We start from the raw sequence: 23,692 nt of genomic DNA on the forward strand, positions 1-23,692 counted from the left end.
GTGTCGAATTATATCGTAGTAGGGTTGAATGAAGAGAAGTTTGCGCTTCCGATCACAGCTATTCAAGAAATCATTAAGGATATGCCAGTTACTGAGATTCCGGCTGCGAGGGCGCATGTCAGAGGGGTCATTAACCTGCGAGGGACGATAGTGCCGGTCATCGGACTTCGATCCAAATTCCGTATGATGGAGAGCGCTCCTTCCGCTGCTTCGAGAATCGTTATCGTGCAGACACCGGATGGGGAACCGGTTGGACTTTATGTTGATCGTGTCGAGCAAGTCGCTTTCTTCTCGGAAATATTGCCTACGCCGGACGGTATAGGCGGTGCTAACGCCGGCTATTTGTCCGGGATTGGAAAAATTAACGATCAATTGGTCAGCATCCTTCACTTGCCGGCCATTCTTAACACCGGAGGTGGACTGGGATGAACGAAACTTTCGCAATGACCTATCTTGGTGTATTCCTGGATGAATTGGAAGAACAGCTGCAGGTGCTGGACGAGTCGATCCTTGAGCTTGAGAATGGCGGTAATTCACCCGAGACGATTCAAACGATCTTCCGGGCAGCACATACATTGAAAGGTTCATCCGCTGCGATGGGCTTCCACTCCATGAAAGAAGTGACGCACAAGGTTGAAAGTGTGTTCGAATTGCTGCGCCAGAATCGCCTTCTGGTCAGCAAACCGTTAATCAATGTGTTATTCCAATGCATCGATTATTTGAAGGCAAAGAAAGAAACGCTTCGTAAAGGCGATTTCAACGATGAACCGATTGAAACACTTGTCGAGCTGCTGGACGGCATTATGAACGACCAGCCCGAAACGGTTCATGTGTCTGCCGGCAATACCAACACCGGAACCGAAGTGAAGCTCTTTCAAGGGTGGAGCGACTCGGAGATCGCACTTCGTAACGAGAAGCAGAGTGAAGGTATTCCATCTTACGAGGTAAGTATTACGTTGGCGGAGCATGTGGACATGCCGACGGTGAAAGCTATGGTTATTCTGCGAAATCTCGGCGAGCTTGGGGAAGTGATAGGAACTACTCCGCCAATCGGCATGTGGGAGCAAGAGGATCTGCTGCGCGCGGAACCGATATATTTCCTGCTTGCCACGGTATCCTCGGAATCGGACATTATTCGTAAAGTTGAAGAAGCATCGCAAATCTCTGAATTTAGCGTCAAGTCGATGATGGTAGAAGGTGCGCAGGCTGCAAGCCCAACGAAGATTGTGAATCAGCCTATTTTGAGCGTGGAGCAATTTGCAGCAGCACCAGGCGTATCCTCTTTAGGTGATCAGTCAGCGGCCGGAGCTGTGCAATCAGATGCCAAAGTGCAAATTCAGCATACGGTACGTGTAGATGTCAATCGTTTGGAGCATCTGCTCAATTTGGTCGGAGAGCTGATTATCGACAACACTCGCATCAGGGAAGTGCGCAGACGGTTCGAGGAACGGTTCAAACAAGAGCCGGAGACGGTGTTATTAGGCGAAATTACGGATCATCTGGGCCGCGTGATCGCTGAGCTGCAAGAAGGTACGATGAAGACAAGAATGATGCCGATTGAACAGCTGTTCAATCGATTCCCACGTCTGGTACGTGACGTAGCCGATCAATCCGGCAAAGAAGTTTCGTTTGTCCTGGAAGGAAAAGAAACCGAGCTGGATCGTACGCTTATCGAAGAAATCGGCGATCCCCTCATTCACATCATTCGCAATGCGATCGATCACGGCTTGGAAACGCCTGATATACGCGAGAAGCTTGGCAAGAACCGCAAAGGGAATCTCTTGCTTCGCGCCAGTCATCAAGAGAATGCCATCGTAATCACGCTGGCGGATGACGGACGAGGAATCGACCTGAATCGGATCAAGCAGAAAGCGATTCAGAAGGGATTTATTACCGAAGAGGAAGCAGCGCGGCTGTCGGATAAAGAAACGATCAGTCTGATTTTCCACTCGGGCATGTCGACGGCGGAACAAGTAACAGAGCTGTCAGGACGCGGAGTCGGTATGGATATCGTTCGTTCCCATATCGAGAAGCTGAACGGGATTATCAATATCGAGACAACGCCCGGTGAAGGTACCGTATTTACGATCAAGCTGCCGCTAACCTTAGCCATCTCTCGTTCCCTGCTTGTGCAGATGGGCAAGCATACGCTGGCGATTCCGCTAACGAACGTAGTGGAAACCTTCCGTTTAACGCCAAATGACGTGCAGATTGTGAATGGGGAGGAAGTCTGCGTCGTTCGCGGTGAAATATTGCCGCTCGTTCGCATGCATCGTCGCTTAGGCACCACGGAGAATGACAGCAATGCCAAAGGGTATGCCGTTATGATCGGGCTGGCTGAGAAGCGAGTATGTCTCTATGTGGATAAGCTGATCGCCAATCAAGAAATCGTCATGAAATCGCTCGGTTCATATTTGGGACAAGTCGCTTATGTTTCAGGTGCAACGATTCTCGGTGACGGCCGAATTGCATTAATTCTGGATGTAAATGCCGTTATTCGCGATTCCGGCGCAACGATCAGGAAGAGCGATAGCAGTGAACAGCAGGCTTCCGGCCGCAAAGTTAAACTGGTTACCTTCGATTTGGAGAAAGAGCATTATGCGCTTGATATTAACCGCGCGAAAGAGATCATCAAGGTACCGTCGATTCTAAGAATGGCTAATGCGCCTGCCGAAGTGCTCGGCTTGATGAATTTACGCGGTGAGCTGTTACCGGTTATAGACATCAAAACTTGCCTGGGTATGTATCCGACCGAACCCGACCAGCATTCTCGCATTATTATCTTAAACGAGGATGGGCGGGATATCGGTATTTTGGTTGATCGCGTGAAGGAAGTGCTGCACGTGAGGCAAAACCAGATAGAATCAGCACCGAAGGATTTCGCGATGATATCGGAACAATATATTGGTGGCATATGCAAAACCGATGACCAACTTGTTATCATCTTGAAACTCGATAGAATGCTGAGGTCGAGGGGCTGGGATCTAATCCATGCGTAAATTTTTGGGTCTGATGGAACGACCGGAGAAATACGGTGTATTGGTCGTTGATGATTCCGCCGTTATGCGGCGCATGATCACGATGTTAATCGAGAAAGATCCGAAATTGTGGGTCATGGGTACGGCGGCAAACGGATAGGAGGCGCTCGACCAATTGGTTGAGCTCCAGCCTGACCTCGTGACGATGGATATCGAAATGCCTGTGCTAGATGGGCTTACAACCTTAAGCCAGTTGATGATCCATTATCCGATCCCCGTCATCATGCTTAGCAGCTATACGGATGAAGGGTCATCACCTGCGCTCACGGCACTTTCGAAAGGTGCCGCAGATTTTTTTCATAAAGATACGCTGTTTCAATTCCCTCACAACGAGCAGGTAGAAGAAGAGTTTCTGCTTCGCTGCCATGCGGCAATCGAGGCGAAACCGTTCTGGAAGAAACTTGAGCAGGATGAACTGACCAATCGCGAATTTAAGCTGCTGCTGGAGTTTATGACGGGCTGTCTGGTGGGTGAGAATACGGTTCATGAAGAATTAAACCGTACGATGAGATTGTTGAATGGTATCTATGCTTCGGTGATTAAAGTGAATGGCCAATTTACGTTCATGGACTTCAAAGGGGAATTGTTGTACCGCTTTGGCAAATCCAGTCAAAGTTTCGTCGGACAACCGATCGATCGTGTGTTTCAGCCTGAGAATGCTTCCTTATTGAATGAGCAGTTTCAACGGGCATGGGAGAGCGACCGGTGTATCAGCTTTGAGATGGAATGGAAGAAAGCCTGCTTTCTGCTCGTGTTGCGGCCCTTGCGGGTGAATGGGGTCGTGAAGGAGCTTATCGGCGTTTGTTTCGAAGTGACGGATCAGAAGCGAATGGAAGAGAAGGTTCATTTTCTGCTCAATCACGACCAGCTCACGGGTCTGCCTAACCGGAATCAGCTTCATGACGAAATGGATCGCGTCATTACGCTGTATGATCGCTTTGCTGTCATGTATTTCAATTTCGATCACTTTAAGCTGATCAATGATTCGATCGGACATCTGAAGAGCGATTCGTTGTTGCAGCTGTTCTCCAGACGCCTGAAGCGGATTACGGATGATAAAACAATGATCATTCGGGCGGGCACCGACGAATTTATTTGCATTATAGCCGACGCTTCCGCGGAAATTACCTATCAGAAGGCACAGAATTTATTGGATACGATTCGTACGCCGGTCATGCTTGACGGTCAAGAGATTCATATGACGGCAAGTATTGGGATCAGCCAATATCCGGGCGATCACAGAGACAAAGAGATGCTCATTCGGTATGCCCATATGGCGATGAATATTGCGAAAGGCGATGGCGGCAACCGTCTGCAATTCTATGAGCCGCGTTTCCATGAACAAATCCATCGTAAAATGGATATTGAAAACCGGCTTCGCAAAGCGATAGAACGCAAGGAATTTCTGTTGCATTTTCAACCGATCCTCAATGGCAGAGATCGTATTATTACGGGACTCGAATGTTTAATTCGCTGGCAAAGCCCGGAGCTCGGAAGGGTATCGCCGGCTGAATTCATTCCGATTGCGGAAGAAACGGGATTGATTCATTCGATTGGGGAATGGGTGCTGCTGGAAGCTTGCCGGCAAAACAAACGGTGGCAGAATGAAGGGTTGCCGAAAATTCCGATCGCGGTCAACTTATCGACACAGCAATTTAACGACGGAAAAATCATCGAACGCATCGAGAATATATTGAATGAGACAGGTTTGGCGGCGGAGTATTTGGTCATCGAAATCACGGAGAGCATGACGATGAATAAACATCATGCCCTGACGCTCTTGCGAAATTTAAAGAAGCTGGGCGTGTCGATTGCCATCGACGATTTCGGAACCGGCTACAGCTCACTGAGCTATCTTAGCGAATTGCCGATCGACAAGCTGAAAATAGATCAGTCGTTCGTGAAGGGGATGGACCTGCATAACGTAAATGCTTCCATCGTCAATACCATTATTACTATGGCGGAGAACTTGAATCTGCAGGTTATTGCCGAAGGGGTCGAAACGGAAGAAGAGTGCGGGCTGCTGCTCCAATACGGCTGCATGACCATGCAAGGCTATATGTTCGGCCATCCGATGGAGTCCGGAGCTGTATCGGAGCTGCTGGCTCTGGAACAGCTGGTCTAGCAGTGAAGCTTGAAATCGGTAGTACACGAGAATCCAGTAACGGTATGTTACTGGATTCTTTGTTTATAAGAGCAGCAATGTTGGTCATCTTGTTACATGATTAGTTTATAACCGACGCCCCAAACCGTCTTAATGATGGCGGGTTGCTTCGGATTCTCTTCAATCTTCTTACGCAGGTTCGTCACATGGAAATCAATGGAGCGTTCATTTATGAAGGAATCATATCCGCGCAGGCTGTTCACGAGGGCCTCTCTGCTGAAGACTTTCCCGGGTGAATGGAACATCAGACGCATGATTTCGAATTCGGAGAAGGTGGTTTCGATCATATCGCCATGGATGAGAATATGTCTGCTGTCCATATCCAAGTTAATACGTTGGGTGGCATCGTTAGCCAGACGTTCATTGTCGGCTTCAACGGGCTTAGGTGAAGTCCGGCGCAGCACGGTTTCTATACGAGCTTTCAATTCTTGCAAACTGAAAGGCTTGCATATGAAATCGTCAGCCCCTTCGGTCAATGAATGGATCTTCATGGAAACTTTCGTTTCGCTGGATATGACGATAATGGGGATTGGCGTAAATTGTCTAAACAAAATACAAGGATTCGCATCCTGGGTGTCCGGCAAAATCAAATCAAGCACAATGAGATCCGGCGGCTCAGACTGTAGGGAAGCAATTCCACTCGCGGCAGTCGGTACCCGCGTCACGTTATAGCCTTCTTCTCTTAAATAAAGAGAGAGCATATCGCCGAAAATGATATCGTCTTCAACAATCAACAAATTCGTCAAACAATAACATCCCCTTGCACATAAACATAGTCTTGTATTTTTCGGACAGGTTAAGTATCGTTGTATGTATTATTATATAATGTCGAATCGTGTCAGTCTATCTCCTTTCGCGTCGAATAAGAGGAGGGAATTACATGTATCAGGATTTATTGTTTAATTTTACCTTAATGGGGCTATGTGTATTTCTCATTACGAGGTTATATGTAAAACTAAAGGCCGGCTCACGTTTACGGCTCATCATCGTCATGGGAATTGCCAACGGCTTCGCTGGTATATTGTTAAGCCAATTCGGTTATGAAATTGGACGCGGCATTTCCGTCGACATGAAGACGATTGCCGTCTTCACAGCCGCAGAGCTTGGCGGGCCGTATGCGGCTATTCTCACTTTCGCCTCGATGATGGTGTATCGAGCCGTGAATAACGCCAATTACTTCTACCACATCGTAAGCGTCGGTTTCTTCATCCTATTAAGCAGTATTCTTCTCCTCCGCTATGTTGTACATTATTGGACGCGCTGGTGTCTGATGATTATTTCCCCACTACTGATTATTCTCATTTATGATTTGCTCTTTGATGCGATCACGACAGAATCCGGCTTGTTGTTTTGGGCTTTTTATGTGTTGTTTGGAGGCGCTCTTGTTGCGTCGTTCTTGCATTATCTGCTGCGTTCAGATGCTTATCGAGCGGAGCTTCAAGGGGTCAAAACCGATTTATCCGAAATGCTGAACAATCAGCCGGGCTTCTCCTTTAAGTTGATCCGCAGTCAAAACAGCTTCGTTTTCTCCGTTATGGGGGGACAGCTGCTGCCGCATATCGCATTAAAGCCGTCCGACTTTCTGGGTAAATCGATAGAAGAAGTAACCGCCCTTTCTCAAGAAACGAACCGATTCCTCGAAGAGCGTTATGTCGATGCCTGGAATGGAAGCATGCAAAGCTATGAATTGAGTATTCAAGGCGGCATTTTCATGACACGATTGTGCCCTGTCTATACCAATGGAGTCGTTACCAGCGTGATAGGCTCTGTAACTGATATTACGGAACTGAAAGAAGCGCAAGATCGAATCAAAGAGAGTGAGGAGCGTTACAAAGTCATTGTAGAGAGCTCCCAGGATTGCATCGTAAGCTTAACTCCGCAAGGAGAGATTATCTCCATTAATGCGAAAGGCATGAGCGTGTTCGAATGCGATGAAATGCCGCCGTTCAGCAATCTGCATGAGGTGCTCGACATTGAGGATTGGGCGGGATGGAACGCGAAATTTACAAGTGCGCTTTCCAACTTACAAGTAGAAGTGTTTGAAACAAAATTTAGCGTGAAAACCGGGCAAACCATCGATTACTATGTCACGCTCTCGCCGATTCTGGGTGCTGATCTGGCTGTTGTCGGCCTTACGGCGACGCTGCACGACCTATCGGCGTTAAAGCGAAGACAGGAAGCCGATCAAGCCAATAAGGCCAAAAGCCAAATCATGGCCAAAGTGAGCCATGAGATTCGCACGCCGCTGAATGGCATTATCGGACTATCACGATTGCTGCTCAATACGGAGTTGTCTTTTGTACAGAAGGATTACACGGATAAAATCATTACTTCCTCGCATTTGCTGCTCGGATTGATTAACGATATTTTGGACCTTTCCAAGCTCGAAGCGAACAAGATGATGCTGGAGCAGATCTCGTTCAATATGGATGACATGCTAAGTGAAATTACGAATACGCTCAGTGTATTAATGGACAAAAAGCATATCGAAATTATTTTGGACACCCCTGCGGAGCTTCCCGACCTTGTACTGGGGGATCCGCTTCGAATGAAGCAAACGCTGCTGAACTTATGCAGCAATGCGATTAAGTTTACGGAGCATGGTTATGTTCGCATTCGAGTGGAGCTTGTGAAGCAGACTGACAGTGCGCTGTCACTGCGTTTCCTAGTGGAGGATACCGGAATCGGCTTATCGGAAGTGCAGATCAGCAGACTGTTCGAACCCTTCTGGCAGGGTAACTATTTGAATCAACATAGCGGGACAGGACTTGGCTTGTCGATTGCTTATCAGCTGGTCAGCTTGATGGGCGGTGAGCTGCAAGTAGAAAGTATGTGGGGAGTCGGGAGCAAGTTTGCGTTTACGCTGGAGTTCCCGATTGTGCAAAATTGCAACCCGGACAGCTGGGATCTAACCTTGATCGGCGGACCACTTCATGTCCTTGTAGTCGAGGACCATGAGGTCGCGCAGGAGAGTTTAAGTCAGATGCTGGAGTCCTTCTCTTGTCTGGTCACCGCGGCAAGCAATTGGAGCAGCATGTTCAAGAAGCTGGAAGAGAAGAACGAGGTGCTTGGACCGGTCTCATGTATCGTACTGGATATGGAAATCGATGATATGTACGGCCATTATTCTTGGGAAGAGCTGATACGCATCACCCGAAAACGAGGGATACATATCATTACGTTATCGACAGCCTATGCGCGTGAAGAATTGCTGTCCATGATGAAGGATGATTACCCCGACGATATGCTGATCAAGCCGATTAGCCGCAAGGAGCTGTTCCGCACTTTAAACTCGCTGCTGTATCCATCGCTGAAGCATCGTTCAGAGCATAGCGATTCATTCATCGTAAAGAGCAAGTCGATCCATTTGCTGCTCGTTGAAGACAACTATATTAATCAGCAGGTAGCGCGCGAGACACTGCTTATGCATGGTTTTCAAGTAACCGTGGCCAGTTCCGGGCAAGAAGCGATCGAGCTGCTGGATACGACCAAGGTGGATCTGGTTCTGATGGATATTTTCATGCCCGACATGGATGGCGTGGAGACAACCGCGCGAATTCGCTGCAAGGATGCCTTTAAACAGATTCCGATCGTGGCTCTGACAGCTAATGTGCTCAAAGAAGATCATGATCTGTACATCGCGTCAGGGATGAATGAAGTAATACTTAAGCCGCTTGATATTAACCAGCTGCTGTCCGCAATTCAGAAATGGCTTCCGATGAAGAGTGCTCCTGCGGGAATTCCACTGGATAAATTGCGAGAGCGATTGGATGGCAACACAGCGATCATGGTTCATGTGCTGAAGCTGTTTAAGAAGGAATACGAACATTTTACCGGACATGCACTTGTTGATTTGGAAGAAGGAAACATAACGAAAGTGAAACGCGATGTACATACATTAATCGGGGTTGCCCGTAACTTAATGGCGGATGAGCTCGCGCAAGCCGCTGTGCTCTTCGAGGAGGTATTGATCGAGAACCCAGCCGGCTGCAAAACGCAATTGCTGGAGGTTCAACGCGTATTGCGGCAGACCATAGATTCCATTCCCGAGGAAATACAAGGCTAAACCAGTCAGTCAACACTAGGGGGTAATTGGGTATGAATATTCGTACGAAGCTGCTTGGGTCTTTTGCGATTGTAATTGTTCTGATGGTTGCGCTGGGTCTTCTTGCTTATACGCACATGACTCACACGAAGTCGGCTTATACGGAGATGCTGCAGGATGGGGAAGTTCGGTATCAGCTTAAATCATTGCAAAATACGATTACCGGCATGTCCAACGATGAACGGGCTTATTTACTGTCACAGGATAAGCAGTTTGAAAGCCAAATCGCGGATAAGAACAAAGCAGTAGAAGATTTGCTTGCGAAGATCCTCGCGAATCCGACTTTAGATGATGAGAATAGGCAAGTCATTGAACAAATTAAAGTGACGTTTGAGAAATTGGGACATTCCAGTACTCAGACGCTGGAGCTAATAAATGCGGGTAAGAGCAAGGAGGCACTGGCGCTTCATCTTGGCGAGGAACGGTCGACACGCAATGAAATCGAGAAGATCAACGATGAGCTGCTCGCGAGCCTCGATTCCGAGATGACAGCCGATGTTGTAGACCGCGATCACGAGGCGAAAACACAAAATGGATGGATCATGAGTTTATTCGCAGCTGCTTTGCTCTCTGCAATTATTCTCGGCTTATTGCTCACTCGTTCCATTACAAGACCGCTTAAATTAATAAATACGCAACTCCGTGAAATTGCCGACGGTCGCGGCGATTTAAGCCGGGATATCGAAATTCGCACACAAGGAGAGCTGGCGGAGCTGGCGATATCCTTCAATCTAATGATAGCCAATCTAAGGACGATACTTTCCCGGGCGATGGGGACGGCCAAGCAAGTGTCATTCTCCTCCGAGCAGCTCAGTGAGAGCGCGGAACAGACGTCGCGGGCAACGGAGAATATTGTAGAGGCGACGCAGTTTATTGCGATCCGCGCGGAACGTGAGCAGGAGCAGCTGGCGTCTGCTATTAGCGCAATTGCCCAAATGTCCGAAGGCATTAGCCGAGTATCGGAAGCGAATGAGGAAGTAGCCAAGCTAGCCTCAGCCGCATCCGAATCTTCTACGCAGGGGACCCATTCGATCAAAGAAGTGCTGCATGAGATGAAAGAAATCCATGACCGTGTACAGGATGCTTCCGGTGTTATTCTATCGTTAGAGAAGCAGTCCCAAGAGATTGGCGGCATAACGAGCATGATCTCCGAAGTCGCTAACCGGACGAATCTGCTTGCGCTTAATGCATCGATCGAGGCTTCGCGCGCCGGCGAGCATGGCAAAGGGTTTGCGGTAGTTGCGCTTGAAATTCGGAAGCTGGCCGAGCAGTCGAAAGTGTCGGCGCAGCAAATTACAGAGCTGATTCAAGAGATATTAAGCCGCGTGAATCAGGCTGTTGCCAGCATGAACAATGTTTCGAAGAAAGCGGGCAGCGGACTTGTGAAAACGACGCAGGTAGACCGATTGTTCCAATCCATCGAGACAAGCATTGAAGCCGTATCAACCCGGGTTCAGAATACGTCGGATACGACCGGCGAGCTGGCCGAATCGAGCCGCAGCATCGTTCGGATGGCGGAGACCGTTGCCGCGGCAAGCAATGAAGTAGCTGCATCTTGTCAGAACAATTCGGCGGCAACCGAAGAGCAGCTGGCTACGATGCAGGAGATTTCATCGGCTTCGCTGGAGCTGACGAAGCTGGCTGATGATCTGCATGCCGTTCTAAACGGATTTAAGCTGAGCTGATGGCTGGGAATGAACGGAGTCAATTTCAATGACTAAGAGTGCGTGCGCTCAGGCTGCCCGAGATCGTCTCGACAGCCTTTTTTTCTATGCTTCATGAGCGTTATCGGTTGTCACCCTGGCTATTTGTTGAAGATAAGTCTTTTTGAATTTCTAACGGTTGTGACAGAAGTTATTTGCACCAAATTGGCCGATTCCCGGTGGTAAAGGTTCAAATAAGCCCACTCGCAACCGTTAGAATATAAAAAGGGTAATTTTATGCCCAATAACCACCGTCACAATCGTTAGAGTTGGAATGCGACAAAGGATATGAATGGAGTCGAAGAAGAGCGATGAAGCTACAACCTTATACGAGCGGCTTTGAGCATTGGAGTGACGAGCTTCGTAAGCTCGATCTCATGATTGCCTTTAAGCTGCAATGCAAGATAGAGCTGGAAGGCGATGACAATCCGCTCGATCCCATGCGAGGACTGCTCATTACGGACGATGAAGTGATGCGTCTGCTTCGGACCAATGGCAAAGATGAAGCGGGGAGCAAAGGGGAGCTTCCGCCGACACTAGCCGGGATGCAAGACGAAATTACAGCGCTTAACGAAGTCATAGTGGAGCGGTTAAGTTTAGCCGAAGAATCAACGAGCGCCTGGCAGCCTGCATTAATGCGGCTTGTGAAGCGGTTTAAGCTCAATCGGTTCGAACGGGAAGTTATTGTATTGGCGCTTGCGCCGGAGTACAGCCGCAAATATGAGAAGCTGTACGGCTATTTGCAGGATGATGTGACAAGCAAGCTTCCGACGGTTGATTTGGCGCTGCGGCTGTTATGCGATAACGAATCGGAGCGATATGCGGCACGGACATCTTTCCAAGCGGAGCAGCCGCTGCAGCGCTGGCTTCTCGCAGCTGACGAGGGAGATGGAGCATCGACGCTAGCCCGGCCGCTGCGGTTGGATGGACGGATCGTTTCCTTCTTGCTCGAGGCGGAGCGCAGCGATGGCCGCCTGGAAGGGTGGGTCAGTCGCTTCGAAGGCGGAGTCAACGGTGACGACGAAAGCGAAGATGGCGGCAAAGAAGAGGAGCTTCAGCCGCTTCTAATCGGTGCTTCCAAGCAAGGTGAAATGCGCCGCTTTGCGGAGCTGCATCTTGAAGCAGGCAAAGCTGCCGTGCTTCATCTGTATGGTGCCGGCGGATCAGGGAAGCAATTGCATGCGAAGCATTTGGCCGCGTCATTAAACCGTCCGTTGCTTCTGCTGCAAGGGGATAGCCTGGAAGCCGAGCGTATGAAGTCGGTTACGGTATTGCATCAAATATTCCGGGAAGCGAAGCTGACGGATGCCATAGTCGGCATTGCCGGAGGCGATCACTTCATGGCACCGGACGGCAAGCTGACGATGTACCGGACCGTAATCGAGCAGTGGATCCGTAGAAGCGGCGGGCTGTTGTTGTGGCTTTCGAGGGAACGGGCTCATTACAGCGAGCTGCCCGTGCCGAGCCGGTCCGTTATCTACCAGGTAGAGCTTACGCCGCCGACCATCGAAGAGCAGCGCATGCTCTGGCGGATCTGGGGAGAGGAAAGCGCGGCAGCATCCGAATCGGCGGAAGCGATGGCCGATAAGTTTCGACTCTCCCCGGGTCAAATCAAGCGTGCTGTTCTTGAGGCGAAGCGGCTTGCCGAGCATGAAGGCGCCGAATATACGGAAGAGGTGCATTTCGAGCGGGGGGCTGCCGTGCAGTTGAACCACGAGCTCGAGAAGAAAGCGAAGAAGCTGAATCCGCGCTATACGTTCGAGGATCTCATTCTCCCGCATGAGCATCTCGATTTGCTGCGGCAGGCTTGTAATATGATGAAGTACCGGCGCGATGTGTATGGGACTTGGGGATTTGATCGGAAGCTGTCCTATGGCAAAGGCCTCAGCATGATGTTCGCCGGACCGCCCGGAACAGGTAAAACGATGGCTGCTGAAGTTGCAGCCAACGAACTGGGACTTGAAGCATACAAAATCGATCTCTCGCAGGTGATTAGCAAATATATCGGGGAGACCGAGAAGAATCTGCATGACATCTTCAAGGAGGCCCAGCGAACGAATGCGATCCTATTCTTCGATGAGTCTGACGCCCTGTTCGGCAAACGATCCGAGGTAAAAGACGCACATGACAAATATGCCAATGTGGAGACCGCGTACCTGCTTCAAAAGATGGAAGAATACGAGGGCGTGTCCATTCTGGCAACGAATTTTCAACAAAATATAGATGACGCTTTCCTGCGAAGAATCAACATTGTCGTTAAGTTTCCGTTTCCGGACGCCGAGCACCGGGAGAAGCTGTGGCGTACGATGTTCCCGGCAGCGACGCCGCTTGCGAGCGATGTGGATTTCGCTGCTTTAGCTGCCAGAATTGAGGTTGCGGGCGGTAATATCAAAAATATTGTGCTTACGGCAGCCTTCATGGCTGCAGCCGCTGGTCGCCCCGTCGGTATGCGGGAATTGGTCGCTTCCGCACGCCAAGAACTGAAAAAAACAGGAAAAATTCTTGTGAACAGCGAATGGGACAGCTTTTTTTAATAATTGCCAGCAATCTAGTAAATTTCCGTGGTCATCCGACATTTTAAGCGATATAATAGGAAAATAGTTTGGTATATTTTGCTGAACTTTGTTGAATTATGACGAATTACATATTGTCTGCTACGGAGGGATCGTTATCGGGACTTATTCCGCAATCGCAGATGCCGGTGCATCGCTGCTTAAGCTGCTGCGAGAGAATATGACACCGGAGCCGGTCGCGCAATCCGAACTGATCGGAATGGCATCGCCTGCCGATAAAGGCGATCTTGTTCTATCGCTTTATCTCTACCGAATTACGGAGAACAGCGAGGCAAGGCGCAATGAGATGCAAGCCCGGGGAAGCGGTATGCTGCAATTCCCGCCAATGGCAGTAGATTTGCACTATATCTTGACTCCCTACTCCAGCGCAGATTTACATTCCAGAACGCTTGACGAGCATGTCATAATCGGACGTGCCATGCAGGTGCTGCATGATCATGCAATCGTTCGCGGGGGCTACTTGCAAGGGTCGCTCGCCGAAAGCAATGAAGAATTGAGGGTCGTCGTGGAATCGCTTCCCGTAGATATTCTGACAGGGCTTTGGAACTTCGGCGATATGCCATACAAGATGTCACTGCCTATACGAGTAGGACCGGTGAACGTTGATTCTACCCGATTGAAATCGACTACACGTGTCGTGGAACGTCATATCAAGCTCGAAGAGAAAGGGTAAGGAGGGCGTTTCGTTGGGAATACACAAGACGCGCTGCTCTGTAGTGCTTCTGCTGCGGGATGCATACACAGGCTTGAAGCCTGCTCCATCTTCTGTTTCTCTTCAAGTGGAGGGTGCTTATTCCGCCAAACCGATTGTGAAGATGGCAGAGGGAATATGGGTATTTGCCGATTTGGTGCAAGATCCGGCAATCATCACAATTAACTCGCCGATCTATAGCAAGCAAGTGCTCACGATTAATCTGGCAGAGCTTAACCCGCTTGATCCAACCGTTACGGTCTCACTAATTCCCGGACGTTCGTATCCGCTGCCGTCGGATGCCGTTGTGTTATCAGGGATTTTAATTAGCGCAGCAGGAAAGCCCCTTGATGGCGTTACGGTGCAGGCCGCTCTCTGTGACGAGCGTGGCGCGAAGGCCAGACTTACTACTGATGCATTACCCGGTTCAGCCGAAATTGAAACAGCCCCTATACTCGGGAAAGTTGCCGAAGGGGATCGTTACGAGATTCGCAGCAGAGACGGGCAATGGATAGAAGAATGCAAGATTGTAGGCTTCGGTACGGACAGACGGAAGTTGAAGTTATCCAATCCGCTGCAATTTGCCGTTCCCAGAGGAAGCGTGCTGCTGCCGGTAATAACCGCGATCAGCGATGCTGCAGGAGAGTTCCATATCGTCTTTCGACCTCCTATAGCCAGCTCCGCATTCAAGGTTGAAGTTCGCGCCAGCAGTCAACAGCTCAAACATGAGAGCGTGCACATTCTTCAAGCAAGGCGAAATCAAGTTCTAGATCCATTCATTCTTACATAGAGCAGCATCTGACATGTGTGTAGGTTCATTGATGCCGTCCAGTGCCCGTGGGTGCGGGGTATCAGTTTATCTTAAATAAAGTACAGTAAGCGGGAGGGGCATATGGCAGAATATTTGTCGCCTGGAGTGTATGTCGAAGAGTTTGAGAGTGGTGCTCAGCCGCTTGAAGGGGCAAGCACAAGCACGGCCGGATTTATTGGTCTTGCGCAACGCGGTGCCGTGGAAGGCTTGCCGCAGCTCGTAACAAGTATCGCTGAATTCCAGCGTGTGTTCGGCTCTTACTTGTCCGAGAATGCTTTCGGATCGTATCGTTTTCTAGCTTACGCAGTTGATCAGTTCTTTACGAACGGGGGCTCACGTTGTTATGTCATGCGCGTAGCACCTTCGGATGCTAAGCCAGCCAGCAACACGACACCGGAATCGGCAGTTCTTGCATTTACGGCTAAGAACCCGGGTGCGTGGGGCAATCAGATACGCGTCGGAATCGTTCCGTCAAGCAAAGCAAAGACACAAATTTATGAAGTGCTCGGTACGCCGGGCGAGTCGAAGCGTTACCGCGTCAAGAACAATGCTGGCTTTAACCCCGGCGATGTTGTTGCATTCGATGACGGCATAGGCAAGCAATACAATCGCATCCTCTCCTCACAAGACAACCTAATCGAGCTTGAGTCGCCGCTTGCCGGCGAAGCAGACGTTGTTGACAACCAGCTGCTTCCGAGCAAAGTGCTGACGACAAGCGAGTTTACGATTCATATTTTCTCCGGCGACGAGATCGAGACCTTCGAGAAGTTGTCGCTGAACGTATCCGCCGCTAACCATGTAGACAAAATCCTGGCTCGTTCCGGAATCGTCACGGCGCAAGATTTGAGCCAAGGTACGGCAGGAGAAGCAATTGCTCCTTTCACCGTCATCAGCGGCTTGCCTGAAGAATCGGGCAAATACGATGTGATCTTCGGCGGTGGCAGCGACGGCTCCCTTGCTAACCTCAGCGCAGGCGACTTTATGGGTGAAGACCGTGGTCCGGGTAAGAGAACGGGTATTCAGGCGTTCATCGATAACGACGTTGTCAGCATCATGGCTGTACCGGGTGTAACCGATCCGAACGTACAGTTGGCACTTGTTGCCCATTGCGAGAATCTTGGCAGCCGCTTTGCGATTCTTGATATCCCGCGCGAGAAGACAAAAGTAGCGGACGTCATGACGCACCGGAATATTTTCGATTCCAGCTATTGCGCGATGTACAACCCTTGGCTGCAAGTGTTCGATCCGCTGGACAAGCGCAATATCTTCATTCCGCCATCCGGTACGGTTGCCGGGATTTACTCCCGTTCCGATCAGACGCGCGGCGTTCAGAAAGCTCCGGCCAACGAAGTGCTTCGCGGCGTAGTGGGCTTGGAAGTGCAGTACAACAAAGGGGAACAGGATATTCTGAACCCGGCCGGCGTTAACTTGATTCGTCACTTTACCGGTCAAGGCACGCGCGTATGGGGTGCACGTACTTGTTCGTCCAATGGCTTATGGAAATATGTCAACGTACGCCGCTTGTTTATTTTCTTGGAGGAATCCATCAAGAACGGCACGAACTGGGTGGTCTTCGAACCGAACAATGATCAGCTGTGGGCACGCGTACAACGGACGATCGACGCTTTCTTGACACGCGTTTGGCGTGACGGCGCTTTGCTGGGTAACAGTGCTTCGGAAGCGTTCTACATCAACATTGGCCGCGAAACGATGACACAGGATGATATCGACAACGGCCGACTTGTTTGCGTGATCGGCGTCGCTCCCGTGAAACCGGCAGAGTTCGTTATTTTCCGCATCACGCAGAAAACCGGCTCCGAATAGACAATTGGCGCAGTTCAGTTCATTTTGATGGAAGGGGATAACCATGCCAGGCGAACGTAATGATCCATACCGCAATTTTAGATTCCGAATTGAAATTGAAGGCATTCAACAAGCCGGCTTCAGCGAAGTATCCGGATTTGAGGCGTCACTTGACGTCATCGAATACCGTGAAGGCAATGAAGTCATCACTCCGCGCAAACTTCCGGGCCTAGCGAAATACGGAAACATTTCGCTTAAATGGGGCGCAACAGATTCGATGGATCTGTACGATTGGATGCAGGAGTGCATCGAAGGCACGATCGAGCGCAAAACCGTAACGATTATCGCCATTGATGAAGAAGGCGGCGACGTTGCTACATGGCAGGTTATTGAAGCATGGCCGGTCAAATATTCGGCTCCTAGCTTTAACGGTACCGGCGCTGAAGTTGCGATTGAATTCGTGGAATTGGCGCATGAAGGCATGACACGCACAGCGTAACAGCAACGATAATACAGAAGCTTTTTGACGAGAACAAGGGATGGTTGCGGGCGTATCGAAGCTCCGCGCATCTCTTGTTTTCCGCTTCTGCCTCGTTCATGGTGTATCTTGGTAATTTGTATTTTGATGAAGGATAACGGAGGGAACCAAGCATGGCGTTTCAAACGGAATATGAATTTGAGCTCCCTCGGGGCTATGTAGATGATAATGGCACGCTGCATAAGCGCGGCGTCATTCGGCTTGCTACAGCAGCTGATGAAATTTTACCGATGCGCGACCCGCGCGTTCAGCAAAACCCGGGTTATTTGACTGTGATTTTGCTTGCCCGCGTCATTACGCGATTAGGTGATTTGAAGCATATTGATACGAAAATTATCGAGCGGCTGTTCACGGCCGATCTCGCTTACCTACAGCATGTGTACCGTCAAATCAATGATATGGAAGCACCGAAGGTGCATACCGCTTGCCCGAAATGCGAGCATGATTTCGAGGTGGATGTGGATTTTTTGTCCGTAACGGAAAGCCTTTAACGGGCTATCCGATTGAGAAATTGTATGAGGAATCCGGCTTTATCGCGTATTACTTCCATTGGCCGCATGATGACATCATGAATATGGAACATCGGGAGCGGCGCAGATGGTGTGAAGAAATTTCGCGGATTAACCGGAAGCTTAATGACGATTCCGAGAAACCGAACGTATTTGATGTGTTTAAGAAGAGGTGACGATAACGGTTGAGTGCTGCAGCGCATGGAGTTAATGTCGTCGGAGGCGTATTTCGCTTCTGGGTAGAGCTGGACGGAATTCTTGCAGGCGGTTTCACCGAAGTTAGCGGCTTGGAGGCTGAGGTCGAAATCGAAGAATTTCGCGAAGGCGGGCAGAACAGTTTCGTACATAAGCTGCCAAAGTCGACCCGATTCTCGCCTATCATGCTCAGACGCGGCATTACAAGCTCCAGCAGTTTATGGGATTGGTATGCGGGCGTTATGGCCGGCAAAGTGGTGCGCAAGAGCGGTTCAATTATATTGCAGCATTTGTCGGGCGAAGAGCTATGCCGATGGAATTTCTTTGATGCCTATCCGGTCAAATGGAGCGGGCCAACATTGAACGCGTCGCAGAGCGATGTCGCGATCGAAACCTTAGAGCTCGTACATAACGGGTTGAAAACCATTTATAAGAAGTAAATCGTGATAGAAGATAGTCAGCGCGTGCAGGCTGGAAGGAGGCGAGCGAATGAGACGAGAACAGCGCGGAGGAATAGGGAATCCACTCCCATTGCGACAAGATGGTGCGGAAGCACATCAGGCTTTCGGAGCATCGATCCGCGATAAGTATCGTTTCGTGCGCCGAGACCAGTGGGGACGATTACCGTTAACGCTGCGCGAGCCTGATTTCGGCGGGGATTTCGTCCCACAATTGCCGCCGACGATCCTGCAGCAAATTGCTTTGAAGCTGCAGCTGCTCATGCCCCTCCATGTACAGTGGGAGGCCAAAGAGCGCGAATGGCTGACGCTGGCGCAGAAGATCATTCGTCAAGCTGCCGTGCAAGTTAGGCAGGAGTCTGAGCGGAAGGCTATTGCCAATCATGAAGCGAGTGAACGGCAGATTGCAGGTTCCGATGGGACGAGATTGGATCCTCGCAATCAGGATCGTAGATCTGAGCGTAGGCGTGCGGAAGTTCGTGGTGCCGGTTTCGGTGCTGATGCTAGTGCGAGGACTGAACGGGATCGAGCGGAACGGACAGGTGCGAACAGCGCTAATGCATCGCAGTCGCGGAGCGATTTGTCTAAGGAGGAAGCGGCACGGGCGGAGCAAGTGAGGCCGGACGCGTCGCGGGCTGAGCAGACGAAGTCAGAAGCGGTAAAGTCGGAACAGGCGCGAACTGAGCATGCGCGGACGGAAGCAGCGCGAACAGAACAGGCGAGGTCAGATACGAATTTGGCTGAGGAAATGCGGACCGAAGCTGCTAGTAAAGAGCGTGCTGGATCAGCGAGGACTGAGCTTCGAGGTTCTGATCGAGCCAGGGATGATGTTCGCGGTCGCACGTTGAATGAGCAAGCGGAGTTTGGACAGGACCATCGCGTAGCGGATTTGTTCGGTGATGTGCTGGACTGGACGGAAACGAAGAGGATGGCAGGCAGACTCCGAGCACTAGCAGCTTCTCCGGTAACCGGTCAACGATCGGCGCAGAAGGATGAAGGGAAAGCAGCTGTACTTTTGCTTCAAATCGGGGCTCTGCTTAACCGATACAGCGGAACGGGAACGTCTCTCTCACCTCTTAACCGAATAAGTGGTAGTCGTAGTCCAGTCTTGAAATCCGATGACCAATCAGAGGCTGAAGTTGGTAGAGTTCGCGGAGAACTGAACTGGCAGACGCAGAAGCCGTTATGGCAGCGTGATGCCGGTGGCATGGTTTGGCGGATGTCTTCTATCGGCGAACAACATCAACAGCCGAATTGGATGGAAGGCGCGGTACGCGTATTGCTGGGGCGCATCGGAGATGCAGGATTGCCTTTAGCTGCAGCGCTGGCCGCGCGCGACGAGAAAGCGAAGCAAGCACGGCCTTTGGTTCGAGATAGACAACAAGCTGCCTCCGGAACTACTCGAACAGCCGCTATACCTATAGCTGCTCAACAAACTTTAGAACCGCAAACAAGAGAGATTAGTAATGCTGTTTTAGTGGCGGGCAATAGACAAGCAGCAGCGGATACATCCAAGGTGGTGCCAATTGATGGAACAGCACCTCCCGATGCGATGCAATTGCAGCCATTTAATACTGCTAAGCGTGAACAAAGACTAAATCGCAAACCGGTAACGATGACACTCCGCAGAAGATTGGGGGAGTCTGACTCTACCAACCGCGATTTGGCGGCTGAGAGGCTGTCGATGGTTCGCAGGTCTTTGAAACAGCTTCATGAAGGCCAGGCTAATCGCGCTGATCGCGCCGCTGCCCCAATGCTTCCAAATGCAGCCAATCAAAACCGTTCTCCTTTTCAGCAAGCGAATACCAATAGAACTGCTGAACGAAGAATTCATCCTGCATCTGAATTTATTCAGCGCAGAACCGCAATTAGATTAGACAGTCCTGTTATACTGCCTGCGTCCGGAAAGCACATCCGAGTTCTTCAGGCTGCTTCGGCTCGAACGGATTCGTTACTTACGGTATCCGTACTTCACGAAGCTGTTCGTCGCGAGCTACGGACGGTTCACGGCAAGCTGATCATTTCAGAAATGAGAAGAATCGCTCCAACGCATATCCTTCATCGTGATCGCCCTATGGGGAGCCGTTCCTTTTCGGTAAATCGCGAAAACCCGAAGTTGCCTGCTGTGAATTCAGATCCAGTTGAACAACCAGCGAATAATACTTCGGCAAGCGGTTCTGAATCTAGTGTTTCTAATCAAGTAATTAGAGCAAAATCGAGCCGATCCGGTGCTATACAAAGATTCATTCTGCCGAACAACACGAAACATCAAATTACCAGCACTCTTGCTGCCGATGAGACAGCTGCAAAACAAATAAACGCAGGGCCTTCGGCAAAAGGGGCATTAACGGGCGGAGCAAAATGGGGCACGATCCTGTTTGTCAATCGCCTTCGCTTACTAACAGTGACAACTCCAACAACGCCGGGGGGCGTTCGTACGGAACGGATTGTCAATCGTCGATTAGCGGGCAACAATACGACACCGAAATCAACACATATAGATTCAGCACGCTCAGATGATGAGAAGATGCAGAACAAAACAATAGATTTCGATCGTAGAGACAAACAGCAGATCGTGGAAGCTCCACCCTTAGCTATCACAGGTAAGAAGCAAAGTAGAATGCTACCCAATGATTCGGAAGCTGAAGGACAGCAGGAACATAGAGAACCGGAGATCGTGTTGGATCGCGCTCGCGGTACGCTTGCGGAAAGAGTGAGACAAGCTGGTGATCAGGGTTTAATCCTGGTACAACGGCGGAGTTCTGCCGCATCGTCTAATGAGCAAGCACCAGCTATGAGCTCCGGCCTCCAAGCTCCACCGCCTGCAGGTGTATCTAGTCAGCGAGCAGCGAGGAATCAAACAAGGAATAGCACAGCTATTTCGGAATTGAAGCAATTGCAGGCTCGGGTTGCTTCTGCTAGTAAACAGAAGTTCCATGATGGTATGGAGATAAAAGCAGCATCTGTGCGAGGCTCATTCGTTAATCGCGCTCGTAGCGTGAGGGATAAAGCGCTGGCTTTGATACAGCGCCGTCTGTCCACGCAGGCAAATGCGATCACACCGGTCCTTGCGACGAAGCAACGAAATATAGCTTCTTCACCTGGCGATTCTATTCAGCAAATTCAACGAATCGTTCAACCAAGTGAAGCGAACAAGGCATCAGGATTGGAGCATCGAGTTCAGGGACAGCAAAACAGCGATGTTCGAACGAATGCACAATTAAAGCCCGACTCAGCTTCAATTCCATCGGCTTCGGACCCGGCTGTGACACTAGTTCAACGGCGTGCAAATGCAGCAAGTGGAACTGACATTGATTCTGTAGCTTCAGGCAGAATCATCTATAGATCCGGTAAGCTTATGCAATCTATCATTACGCAGCAGCATAACGATACTAATCAATCCGCTGCACCTAAATTCACAGGTAGACTTGTACAGCGTCGACAGAGGAATTTCGACCCACAATCAGGTGATACGTCTCGATCAATTCTTGTACAGCGACGCCAAGCAATGCCAGTTTCGAGAGAATCGGCTCCAACGGAAGCAATCAACGGGAGTCTGGCTCCACAGGTTATCCATCAATCGAAAACGGGGATAACGCAAAGTGGTTTTCAGCCAAGCGGTCAGCTAATACAGCGACGTGCGGTTGCGCAATCAGACGTAATTAGAGACACCATGGTCCGTGGACAAGCTCTATCGACTGCCGGCTCCAGCCAAGCTGGACAACAAAGATCGTCTAACCAAGCTGCTGCACCTAACGTATCGTCGCAGCGTTCAGTATTAGCGCTACCGGGGAGAATGCTTCAGCATCGAGCAATTGCACAAGCTCCCGGTTCGATCGGAGTGGGGGCAGCCGCGACGTCACGAATTTCTGCTGCACAGCGGAACGCAGCTTCGTCGAACTTGCCGGCGGTTGCTTCGATACCGGCAATTCCTGCACCGGCAATTGCAGCTCAACAAGCCGGGAATTTGATCCAGCGACAAATTGCTGCACGTCCGCAGGCAGCGTCGATGTCGTTCAAGCCTGCTAGTGTGCTGGTAAAGAATCAATCATCGTCGCAGCAATCGATGGCATCGACACAAGCCCCGTTCGTCCAGCGACAAGCGGACTCACAACCACTGAGCAAGTCTATGAATCTACCGGCTCAGCCTACGCTTCATTACGCTGCAAAGCCTTCGAATCAGGCAGAGCCCGATTTCACGCGAAGCATCGCTTCGCCGGCAATGCAGCATCATGCTTCTAAGGCAGCTGCGGCGGCCGCTGCTGCCGAAACGGTGAGGCAGAGTTTTGCCGCAATGAAGCCGCCGGCTGCGCCAACCATCGATGTGAAGCAAGTGCAGCAGATGCTAATGAATATGCCGCAGCTCCAGCCGGATGCGATCGCGGATAAAGTGTTTAAAGTATTCGAGAAGAAAATGAAATTCGAGCAGCGAAGAAGCGGTTACTAGCAATAACGGGATAGGAGGAGCGATTACGGTATGGCACTGAAGAAAGCGAAAATCATCGTCACCAAGGGTACAGGTCAAGAGCAGCTTGAAGTGCTGTTCAATCCCAGCGAGTATTCGCTGGAATCAGCGAATACTTTTGCTTGGCAGACCATACCGGGGCTACAAACTCCGATTGCCCAATTTATTAGCGGTGAAGCGACTACGCTCAGTATGGACCTGTTCTTCGACACGTACGAGAAAGCAACGGATGTACGATTACTTACGGCTAAGGTATCCAGACTGCTCGATGTGGATAAGGATTTGCATGCACCGCCGAGCTGCCGCTTCGTATGGGGTTCGTTGGATTTTAAAGGCGTAGTGGAACGCGTTTCGCAGAAATTCACGATGTTTCTCGATTCGGGACTTCCGGTTCGAGCTACATTAAACGTTACCTTCCGTGCCTTGCAAAGCATGAAGGAGCAGTACCAGAACATTCCGCGCCAGTCCGCTGACCGGACGAAGCAGAAGACGCTGAAGCAAGGAGACCAGCTCTGGATGATTGCTGCCGAGGAGTACGAGGATCCGGGGGAATGGCGGGCGATCGCGGAAGCGAATGGGATCGACAATCCAAGACAGCTGCGGACAGGCCGCAAAATTATCGTACCGAGGTTGGACTAG

General features: G+C 50.3%; 17 protein-coding genes and 1 pseudogene. 17 read left to right on the forward strand and 1 reads right to left on the reverse strand.

Going from position 1 to position 23,692, the window contains the following annotated elements; translation table 11 throughout:
• From BM412_RS05690 to BM412_RS32845, 5 genes and pseudogenes are all read left to right on the forward strand, one after another.
• Positions 1 to 429: a chemotaxis protein CheW gene (locus BM412_RS05690; RefSeq protein ID WP_091215065.1), complete on the forward strand. Its 429-nt coding sequence runs from the start codon at positions 1 to 3 to the stop codon at positions 427 to 429.
• A complete protein-coding gene (locus BM412_RS05695) occupies positions 426 to 2,999 on the forward strand; it encodes a chemotaxis protein CheW (RefSeq protein WP_091215067.1) in 2,574 nt (857 codons plus the stop codon). The genes BM412_RS05690 and BM412_RS05695 overlap by 4 nt, the downstream gene beginning before the upstream one ends.
• The gene (locus BM412_RS32040) at positions 2,992 to 3,138 is read left to right on the forward strand and encodes a hypothetical protein (protein ID WP_177245674.1); all 147 of its coding nucleotides are present in this window, start codon (positions 2,992 to 2,994) and stop codon (positions 3,136 to 3,138) included. Before BM412_RS05695 ends, BM412_RS32040 begins: the two co-directional genes overlap by 8 nt.
• 12 nt (positions 3,139 to 3,150) lie before the next feature.
• Positions 3,151 to 3,333: pseudogene (locus BM412_RS32840) on the forward strand (response regulator); the annotation flags it as partial.
• Between the two features lie 426 nt (positions 3,334 to 3,759).
• Positions 3,760 to 5,163 (forward strand): putative bifunctional diguanylate cyclase/phosphodiesterase, encoded by a 1,404-nt coding sequence (locus BM412_RS32845; RefSeq protein ID WP_371264801.1) that lies wholly within the window; start codon positions 3,760 to 3,762, stop codon positions 5,161 to 5,163.
• 92 nt (positions 5,164 to 5,255) lie between these two features.
• On the opposite strand, the gene BM412_RS05705 is transcribed toward BM412_RS32845, so the two are convergent.
• Entirely contained in the window at positions 5,256 to 5,948 is a 693-nt protein-coding gene (locus tag BM412_RS05705; protein WP_091215071.1) for a response regulator transcription factor, read from the reverse strand.
• A 134-nt stretch (positions 5,949 to 6,082) separates the two neighbouring features.
• Between BM412_RS05705 and BM412_RS05710 the strand changes: the two genes are divergently transcribed.
• The 12 genes from BM412_RS05710 to BM412_RS05765 all read left to right on the forward strand — a co-directional run bounded on the left by BM412_RS05710 (position 6,083) and on the right by BM412_RS05765 (position 23,692).
• Entirely contained in the window at positions 6,083 to 9,268 is a 3,186-nt protein-coding gene (locus BM412_RS05710; RefSeq protein WP_091215073.1) for a response regulator, read from the forward strand.
• 32 nt (positions 9,269 to 9,300) lie between these two features.
• A complete protein-coding gene (locus BM412_RS05715) occupies positions 9,301 to 10,992 on the forward strand; it encodes a methyl-accepting chemotaxis protein (RefSeq protein WP_091215075.1) in 1,692 nt (563 codons plus the stop codon).
• Positions 10,993 to 11,321: 329 nt separating this feature from the next.
• Positions 11,322 to 13,544 carry an AAA family ATPase gene (locus BM412_RS05720; protein ID WP_091215077.1) on the forward strand — a complete coding sequence of 741 codons (2,223 nt, stop codon included), beginning with the start codon at positions 11,322 to 11,324 and terminating at the stop codon, positions 13,542 to 13,544.
• A 91-nt stretch (positions 13,545 to 13,635) separates the two neighbouring features.
• Positions 13,636 to 14,256 carry a Pvc16 family protein gene (locus BM412_RS05725; protein ID WP_256256137.1) on the forward strand — a complete coding sequence of 207 codons (621 nt, stop codon included), beginning with the start codon at positions 13,636 to 13,638 and terminating at the stop codon, positions 14,254 to 14,256.
• A 13-nt stretch (positions 14,257 to 14,269) separates the two neighbouring features.
• Positions 14,270 to 15,064 carry a hypothetical protein gene (locus BM412_RS05730; protein ID WP_091215079.1) on the forward strand — a complete coding sequence of 265 codons (795 nt, stop codon included), beginning with the start codon at positions 14,270 to 14,272 and terminating at the stop codon, positions 15,062 to 15,064.
• A 102-nt stretch (positions 15,065 to 15,166) separates the two neighbouring features.
• A complete protein-coding gene (locus BM412_RS05735; RefSeq protein WP_091215081.1) occupies positions 15,167 to 16,909 on the forward strand; it encodes a phage tail sheath family protein in 1,743 nt (580 codons plus the stop codon).
• Positions 16,910 to 16,952: 43 nt separating this feature from the next.
• The gene (locus tag BM412_RS05740) at positions 16,953 to 17,387 is read left to right on the forward strand and encodes a phage tail protein (RefSeq protein ID WP_091215083.1); all 435 of its coding nucleotides are present in this window, start codon (positions 16,953 to 16,955) and stop codon (positions 17,385 to 17,387) included.
• Positions 17,388 to 17,539: 152 nt separating this feature from the next.
• Positions 17,540 to 17,917, forward strand: coding sequence for a hypothetical protein (locus BM412_RS05745; protein WP_090977939.1), 378 nt, complete (start codon positions 17,540 to 17,542; stop codon positions 17,915 to 17,917).
• A 20-nt stretch (positions 17,918 to 17,937) separates the two neighbouring features.
• Positions 17,938 to 18,111 carry a DUF6760 family protein gene (locus BM412_RS05750; RefSeq protein ID WP_256256138.1) on the forward strand — a complete coding sequence of 58 codons (174 nt, stop codon included), beginning with the start codon at positions 17,938 to 17,940 and terminating at the stop codon, positions 18,109 to 18,111.
• Positions 18,112 to 18,120: 9 nt separating this feature from the next.
• Positions 18,121 to 18,570 carry a phage tail protein gene (locus tag BM412_RS05755; RefSeq protein ID WP_091215086.1) on the forward strand — a complete coding sequence of 150 codons (450 nt, stop codon included), beginning with the start codon at positions 18,121 to 18,123 and terminating at the stop codon, positions 18,568 to 18,570.
• Between the two features lie 49 nt (positions 18,571 to 18,619).
• Positions 18,620 to 23,035, forward strand: coding sequence for a hypothetical protein (locus BM412_RS05760; RefSeq protein ID WP_091215088.1), 4,416 nt, complete (start codon positions 18,620 to 18,622; stop codon positions 23,033 to 23,035).
• Between the two features lie 30 nt (positions 23,036 to 23,065).
• Complete coding sequence (locus tag BM412_RS05765) at positions 23,066 to 23,692, forward strand: CIS tube protein (RefSeq protein ID WP_091215090.1); 627 nt, start codon at positions 23,066 to 23,068, stop codon at positions 23,690 to 23,692.

It is taken from the genome of Paenibacillus sp. BC26, assembly GCF_900116125.1.
GTDB lineage: Bacteria > Bacillota > Bacilli > Paenibacillales > Paenibacillaceae > Paenibacillus_Z > Paenibacillus_Z lignilyticus.

Coding starts and splice junctions, on each gene's coding strand:
- BM412_RS05695 (WP_091215067.1), top strand. CDS start 426: ATGAACGAAACTTTCGCAATGACCTATCTTGGTGTATTCCTGGATGAA.
- BM412_RS32040 (WP_177245674.1), top strand. CDS start 2,992: ATGCGTAAATTTTTGGGTCTGATGGAACGACCGGAGAAATACGGTGTA.
- BM412_RS32845 (WP_371264801.1), top strand. CDS start 3,760: ATGGAATGGAAGAAAGCCTGCTTTCTGCTCGTGTTGCGGCCCTTGCGG.
- BM412_RS05710 (WP_091215073.1), top strand. CDS start 6,083: ATGTATCAGGATTTATTGTTTAATTTTACCTTAATGGGGCTATGTGTA.
- BM412_RS05715 (WP_091215075.1), top strand. CDS start 9,301: ATGAATATTCGTACGAAGCTGCTTGGGTCTTTTGCGATTGTAATTGTT.
- BM412_RS05720 (WP_091215077.1), top strand. CDS start 11,322: ATGAAGCTACAACCTTATACGAGCGGCTTTGAGCATTGGAGTGACGAG.
- BM412_RS05735 (WP_091215081.1), top strand. CDS start 15,167: ATGGCAGAATATTTGTCGCCTGGAGTGTATGTCGAAGAGTTTGAGAGT.
- BM412_RS05740 (WP_091215083.1), top strand. CDS start 16,953: ATGCCAGGCGAACGTAATGATCCATACCGCAATTTTAGATTCCGAATT.
- BM412_RS05745 (WP_090977939.1), top strand. CDS start 17,540: ATGGCGTTTCAAACGGAATATGAATTTGAGCTCCCTCGGGGCTATGTA.
- BM412_RS05760 (WP_091215088.1), top strand. CDS start 18,620: ATGAGACGAGAACAGCGCGGAGGAATAGGGAATCCACTCCCATTGCGA.
- BM412_RS05765 (WP_091215090.1), top strand. CDS start 23,066: ATGGCACTGAAGAAAGCGAAAATCATCGTCACCAAGGGTACAGGTCAA.